We start from the raw sequence: 6,042 nt of genomic DNA on the forward strand, positions 1-6,042 counted from the left end.
CCGGTCCGCGCAGCTCGAAAACCACGCTGCGACCGCTGGCCGTATCGCGGGAGATCTTCACCCAACCATCGGTGATGAGGAAGAAGCTATCGGGGTCGCAACCCTCGTGGAAGATACGCGCTCCCTTGGCGAACGAGGCCGGGCGCAGTTCCTCGGCAAGCTCGGCAAGCTTGTCCCGGGAAAGCCCGGAAAACAGCGGGACGGACATCAGATACGCCACCTTTGACGCATTCTGCGCACTCGCCGGATGCAGCAGAACATTCGTCACGCGTCGTGGCATTTCAAATCGATTGGCTGGCACCGCGCTCTCAAGATTCATCGCTCCAACTCCTCGCTCTCATCCATTTCTCTCCCACTCATTTGGGAGAGACCCCGCCCAATCTGCTCACTCAACACCCAGTGCCGCATTTGCCGCGGACCCGGAATTCTGCTGTTCCAGAGCAGCGCGCTTGCGCCGCTGTTCGGTTTCAAACTGGCCAACATCGGCCAGGGTCATCTTGTCGAGATATTGCTGACATACCGCCCGCTCTTTCTTCCAGAACTCGTGAGCAGGGCAGGCGCGCTCGTCGCTGCATTCGGCAAGACCCATCATGCAGCGTTGTTCGCACATCGGATCGTCGAGCAGCCGGCAAAGGTCGAAAACGGTTACCGACTCAGGCGGGTGGGCAAGCGTAACGCCGCCGCGAATGCCGCGCTGGGTGGTCACCATCCCCTTGCGGGCCAGGGTGTTGATGATCTTGGCAAGATAGGCGCTGGGTATGCCGGTGGCTGCGGAGATATCCTTGACCAGCGTGGGCCCTTCGCTGTTCTCAGCAAGGTAGCCCAAAGCAAGAATCGCATATCCAACGGTCTGACTAAGCATCGCGCTCGATCCCCTTCGCTCCGACAAGGCGATATTATGATCTTCGGGTCATCTTGTCAATAAACCATACGACCACCGGGTCGTCTTGTATCCTCCGGGACTTCTGACCGTCCAAAACCCTGCGTTATTTCAGGGTGTTAGCCGCACACACGTCCGGCATTCAAGCAGGGAAGAGCGGGCCGATGTCTATGATTCCCGGCGCCCCTACAAAGCCCTACTCAGTGCCGATCCCGGCGCGTTTTTGGCGGTTTCCATCTTGATGCCACAGCGCTGATGTGCCATACAAAAGCCCGCGGTCGGAGCCGGGAGCGACGCCGAAACCGCTTATGATCTCAGGACATTGAGGGCAATCCGGGGTAGCAGAGGGGCAGGCCTCGCAGCTCGTCGATTTCGGCGAGCGTGCCTGCAAGCTCCCATCTTGAAAACGATTCTGAAACGAGAGTCGTTGGGCAGGGACGGGTATGTTCCAACAGTTTACCGAGATGCTCCTTGCCGGAGCCAGACCCATCATGGAGCAGCAGGCCATCCTGGCCGGCTGGACCTATTACGTCATTGCGTTCTGGTTCCTTGCCGTTCAACTGGGAATCTTCGCGTTTCTCGTTGTTTCTCACAAAAAAGATCTCGATCGCGCCGGACGCGTCAGCCTCGCCACTTTCAAGAAGGCGGCCTGGGTGATGGTACCGGCACTGATGATTGCGGGGTTCGACCTTTTTGTGGTTGTTCCCGCCAACCTGACCGCCGGACAGAAGACTGCCCAGGTGCAGCCGGCCGGCGGTGAGGGTGAAGTTGCGCTGAGCCTGCTCGAACAAGAGCAGGAATAAGAATTTGAAACCCGGTCGCCCCCAACCGCACAAGGGGCGCAACCGGGAGAGAGGCTAGGGATGGACGAAAGCATTTACGGGTACGGGATGCCGCCCAATGGATCGGTGCATGGTGTTGCTGTCGATCAGCTCATCAACATTCTGCACTACTTCATGGCGGCGCTCTTCATCGGCTGGGGAATTTTCTTCATCTACTGCATCGTGCGCGGCGCCAAGGCAGAGAAGGCCACGTATGAACCGCTCAAGGGTACTTTTTCGAAGTATCTGGAGATCGCGGTGGCCCTGTTTGAGGCGATGCTGCTCCTGGGACTGGCAATGCCGGTCTGGGCGAAGCTCAAGAACGAGTTTCCCAAGGAAAGCGAAGCCGTCAACGTCCGTGTGATCGCCCAGCAGTTCAGTTGGACCTACCACTACCCGGGCGCCGACGGAAAATGGGGACGCACGGACGTGACCCTGATGGACGGCGTCAACTCGCTGGGTATTGATTACAATGATCCCAATGCCGCCGACGACATCGTCACGGGCACAATGATCATCCCACGCAACAAACCGGTAATCGCCCGCATCTTTGCTAAGGATGTGATCCACAGCTTCGGCGTTCCGGTCCTTCGTCTCAAGCAGGACGCCATTCCCGGCATGGAGTTCCCGATTCACTTCGAAGCAACCCGCGAGGGCATCTTCGAAGTGGTCTGCTCGCAGCTCTGCGGCGTAGGTCACTTCGGCATGGGCTCGAAGGTCGATGTGCGCAGCCCCGGCGGCTATGCGAGCTGGCTGGTCACCAACCAGGCCGAGGCCGCCGAATTCGGTTCCGAGGACGTCGAATACGCCGAGGACCAGGCCAGCGCCCACAAGGCACTGAGCAAGGCGCAGCTTGCGCTTCGCAGCGCCAAGACCTTCATGAAGGATCTCGAAACCTTCACGAAGGAACCCGATCAGATCAAAGAAGGCCGCACCGCGCTGGCACGTGCCGAGAAGGCCGTGAACGCCGCAGCGCAGGCCTATGCTTCGAAATACAGCGCGCAGCAGTCCGAGACCGCGCCCGAAGCGACGGAGGAGCACTAAGCCATGAGCGAAGAGCATGGACATCACCACGAACTGAGCTTCGTGCAGAAATACATCTTCTCGGTCGATCACAAGGTCATCGGTATCCAGTACACCGTGGCATCGCTGATCTTCCTGTTCCTGGGCTTCAGCATGATGATGCTGATGCGTTTCCAGCTTGCCTATCCGGGTGAGGCGATCCCCATTCTGGGATCGATCCTGCCCGAGCCCTTCGTCAAGAACGGCGTGATGACCGCGGCGTTCTACAACCAGCTTGGCGCCATGCACGGCACCATCATGGTGTTCATGGGCGTTGTTCCCCTGGCCGTCGGTGGTTTCGGCAACTTCGTGCTGCCGCTGCAGATCGGCGCGCCTGACATGGCGTTCCCCCGCATGAACATGGCGAGTTTCTGGGTTTTCTTCCCCAGCGCGCTGTTCATGATGCTCGGGTTCTTCATGCCCGGCGGCGCCGCCCAGTCGGGCTGGACCGCTTATCCGCCGCTCTCGAACCTTGCGCCGCACGAGTGGCACTTCTGGAACGGCCAGAACATCTGGCTCATCGGCATGGTGGGTCTGATCACGTCCTCACTGCTGGGTTCGATCAACTTCATCGTCACCACCGTGCAGCTTCGCGTGAAGGGCCTGTCCTACATGCGCATGCCCTTCTTCGTGTGGGCCCAGCTCATCACCTCGTTCCTGCTGCTACTGGCCTTTCCGCCGCTGGAGGCAGCCGGCATTCTGCAGCTCATGGACCGCGTGGCGGGCACGAGCTTCTTCATGCCCACAGGGCTTGTGGTGAACGCGCAGCTCGCAACCGCCTGGGCGGGCGAGGGCAGCCCGCTGCTCTGGCAGCACCTCTTCTGGTTCCTTGCCCACCCGGAGGTCTACGTTCTGATCCTCCCGGCCATGGGCATCATCGCCGAGATCGTTGCCAACAATACGCGCAAGCCGCTCTGGGGCTTCCGCTCCATGGTTTACTCCGGCGCATTCCTTGGCTTCATGTCCTTCCTCGTCTGGGCCCATCACATGTATCAAACGGGCATGGGCACGACGATGAGCGCGTTCTTCCAGATGACGACCATGATCATCTCGATCCCCTCGGTCGTCATTCTGACCTGCCTGCTCATCAGCCTGTGGGGCTCGAAGATCCGCTTCAACACGCCGATGCTCTTCGCGCTGGCCTGGATGCCGATGTTCGCCATTGGCGGTCTGACCGGACTGCCGCTGGGTCTCGCTCTCTCGGACATCTACCTGCATGACACCTACTACGTGATCGGCCACTTCCACTATGTGGTGGCGCCGGGCACGATCTTCGCGCTCTTCGCGGGTGTCTACTACTGGTATCCGAAGGCCACCGGTCGCATGATGAACGAGAAGCTCGGCAAGCTTCACTTCATTGGTTCCTTCATTGGCATGAACATGGTTTTCATGCCCATGTTCATCCAGGGCCTGGCCGGCGTTGCGCGCCGCATGTATGACCAGACCTTCTACGCACACGGCCGCGCCGTCCAGGACCTCACGGTCTTCCAGTCTTGGGGCGCGTGGTTCCTGGGTGCGGTGCAGATCTTCTTCATCATCAACTTCTTCATGAGTGTGAAGAACGGCGAGAAGGCTTCCGAGAACCCCTGGGATGCCACCACGCTTGAGTGGGCCGCTCCTTCTCCGCCGCCGCACGGCAACTTCGTGGAGGTCCCGGTGGTCTACCGCGACCCCTACGAATACAGCGTGCCGGGTGCGAGCACTGACTTCTCACCCCAGTTCAACGAAAACGCCTGAACCGGGAAAGAAAAGGATTAAGCAATGTCGGAAGAAATTCCCTACACAGTAGAAACCCGTCCCGATACCGGCCTCTACAACGGCAAGTTCGGTATCTGGATGTTCCTGGCCTCCGAAGTGATGCTCTTCGGCGCGCTCTTCTCGGCCTACGTGCTGCTTCGCACGGGCGCGCAGGTCTGGCCGCCGGTCATTCCGGGGCACCCCTACATGCGCGGCATGGAGATCCTCAATGTTCCGCTTGCCACGCTCAATACCGCAGTACTGATTACCTCAAGTATCACCGTAGTAATGGCCTGGGCGAGCCTCAAGATGGGCAACTTCGCCAAGGGCAAGATGTACATCTGGGCGACCATCGCCTGCTCGCTGGGCTTCATGGTGATCAAGACGATCGAATACTCGGCCAAGTTCGAACACGGCTGGTATCCCTCGACCAACAACTTCTTCGGCATCTACTTCACGATGACGGGCCTTCACGGCCTTCACGTGATCGGCGGCCTGATCGTGTGGCTCTATCTGGCCACCGCAGGTTCGAAGATGTGGGAGACCGAGCCCGAGCGCTACACCAACCGGATCGAAGTGACCGGCCTCTACTGGCACTTCGTCGACCTGGTCTGGATTTTCCTGTTCCCCAGCCTTTATCTTCTCTAGGAAGGGATTTGAGTTATGAGTGAAGAAACTACGCACGACGCACACAGCCACGAGGACATCGAGGCGCACGTCAAAGTCTATATCAAGGTCTTCATTGCCCTTCTGATCCTCACGGGCGTGACCGTTGCGGTGGCGGAAGTACATCTGCCCATCCACCTGGCGGTCGCCGTCGCGCTGGTCATCGCCGGCATCAAGGGCAGCTTGGTGGCTGCGGAATTCATGCACCTCAAGGGCGAGGTGAAATGGATTCTCTATAGTGTCCTGCTCACTGTATTTATGTTCGTGATGGTCCTGGCCGTCCCGGTCATCACGCACTCGGGCTACGCCGAAACGGGCTGGCGTGCGGCGGCTCCCGGCACCACGACATCGGCTGAAGCCGGCCACGGCGCGCATCACTGAGAGAGCGGAGGCGCACATGTCGCTCAAAGCATTTCACGTCGTTTTCATTCTGATCTCCACCCTGTTCCTCTCGGCACTGGGTCTGTGGGGAGTCAGTGATTATTTTACGACCAAGGACGCCCTGCACCTTGCAATCGGCGTTGTCTCCCTGGTGGGCAGCGTCGGGCTGGTGTGGTACGGAACCTGGTTCCTGGCGAAGTACAAGAAGCTCAGCTACCTGTAGGGAGCCCGATCCTATGATCAGCCGATTTCACAAGCAGCTCATGATCCTTGCGCTCGCCGCGGTGGCGATCCTGCAGTCGCAGGCCCCGGCGCTGGCCTGCGCCATCTGCTACGGCGAGCCCGGCAACCCGATGACCATCGGCCTGCAAAAGGGCGTGCTTATCCTGATCGGCGCAATCGCCGGCGTGCTGGCGGCATTTGTGGCCCTGATCGTCTTCTTCGCACTTCGTTCGCGAAAGCTGGCTCAGGAAAGCGAGCAGCGGGAGCTTGACG

Annotated in this window: 9 protein-coding genes; 7 read left to right on the forward strand and 2 right to left on the reverse strand. The window is 59.6% G+C overall.

Annotation, left to right across the window (positions count from 1 at the left end):
* Together KDH09_16030 and KDH09_16035 are read right to left on the reverse strand one after the other, a co-directional pair.
* On the reverse strand, nucleotides 1–208 hold a 208-nt coding region (locus KDH09_16030), incomplete at its 3' end, for a cyclic nucleotide-binding domain-containing protein (GenBank protein MCB0221208.1).
* A gap of 177 nt (nucleotides 209–385) precedes the next feature.
* On the reverse strand, nucleotides 386–862 hold the full coding sequence (locus KDH09_16035) for an Rrf2 family transcriptional regulator (GenBank protein MCB0221209.1): 477 nt from the start codon (nucleotides 860–862) through the stop codon (nucleotides 386–388).
* A gap of 509 nt (nucleotides 863–1,371) precedes the next feature.
* On the opposite strand from KDH09_16035, the gene KDH09_16040 reads away from it, so the two are divergent.
* The 7 genes from KDH09_16040 to KDH09_16070 all read left to right on the forward strand — a co-directional run.
* Nucleotides 1,372–1,683: a hypothetical protein gene (locus KDH09_16040; GenBank protein ID MCB0221210.1), complete on the forward strand. Its 312-nt coding sequence runs from the start codon at nucleotides 1,372–1,374 to the stop codon at nucleotides 1,681–1,683.
* Between the two features lie 60 nt (nucleotides 1,684–1,743).
* A complete protein-coding gene (locus tag KDH09_16045) occupies nucleotides 1,744–2,745 on the forward strand; it encodes a hypothetical protein (protein MCB0221211.1) in 1,002 nt (333 codons plus the stop codon).
* A 3-nt stretch (nucleotides 2,746–2,748) separates the two neighbouring features.
* Nucleotides 2,749–4,500, forward strand: a complete 1,752-nt coding sequence (locus tag KDH09_16050) for a cbb3-type cytochrome c oxidase subunit I (protein ID MCB0221212.1) — start codon at nucleotides 2,749–2,751, stop codon at nucleotides 4,498–4,500.
* Nucleotides 4,501–4,524: 24 nt separating this feature from the next.
* Entirely contained in the window at nucleotides 4,525–5,148 is a 624-nt protein-coding gene (locus KDH09_16055; GenBank protein MCB0221213.1) for a cytochrome c oxidase subunit 3, read from the forward strand.
* 15 nt (nucleotides 5,149–5,163) lie between these two features.
* Nucleotides 5,164–5,547 carry a cytochrome C oxidase subunit IV family protein gene (locus KDH09_16060; GenBank protein ID MCB0221214.1) on the forward strand — a complete coding sequence of 128 codons (384 nt, stop codon included), beginning with the start codon at nucleotides 5,164–5,166 and terminating at the stop codon, nucleotides 5,545–5,547.
* A gap of 16 nt (nucleotides 5,548–5,563) precedes the next feature.
* Nucleotides 5,564–5,770, forward strand: coding sequence for a hypothetical protein (locus KDH09_16065; GenBank protein ID MCB0221215.1), 207 nt, complete (start codon nucleotides 5,564–5,566; stop codon nucleotides 5,768–5,770).
* A 13-nt stretch (nucleotides 5,771–5,783) separates the two neighbouring features.
* Nucleotides 5,784–6,042: hypothetical protein (locus KDH09_16070; protein ID MCB0221216.1), on the forward strand; the 259-nt coding region annotated here is incomplete at its 3' end.

The sequence above is a fragment of the Chrysiogenia bacterium genome, assembly GCA_020434085.1.
In the GTDB taxonomy this organism is placed as follows: domain Bacteria; phylum JAGRBM01; class JAGRBM01; order JAGRBM01; family JAGRBM01; genus JAGRBM01.

What these genes read in the sequence shown, in the direction of transcription:
- KDH09_16035 (MCB0221209.1), bottom strand. Translation starts at nt 862, where the DNA reads ATGCTTAGTCAGACCGTTGGATATGCGATTCTTGCTTTGGGCTACCTT.
- KDH09_16040 (MCB0221210.1), top strand. Translation starts at nt 1,372, where the DNA reads ATGGAGCAGCAGGCCATCCTGGCCGGCTGGACCTATTACGTCATTGCG.
- KDH09_16045 (MCB0221211.1), top strand. Translation starts at nt 1,744, where the DNA reads ATGGACGAAAGCATTTACGGGTACGGGATGCCGCCCAATGGATCGGTG.
- KDH09_16050 (MCB0221212.1), top strand. Translation starts at nt 2,749, where the DNA reads ATGAGCGAAGAGCATGGACATCACCACGAACTGAGCTTCGTGCAGAAA.
- KDH09_16055 (MCB0221213.1), top strand. Translation starts at nt 4,525, where the DNA reads ATGTCGGAAGAAATTCCCTACACAGTAGAAACCCGTCCCGATACCGGC.
- KDH09_16060 (MCB0221214.1), top strand. Translation starts at nt 5,164, where the DNA reads ATGAGTGAAGAAACTACGCACGACGCACACAGCCACGAGGACATCGAG.
- KDH09_16065 (MCB0221215.1), top strand. Translation starts at nt 5,564, where the DNA reads ATGTCGCTCAAAGCATTTCACGTCGTTTTCATTCTGATCTCCACCCTG.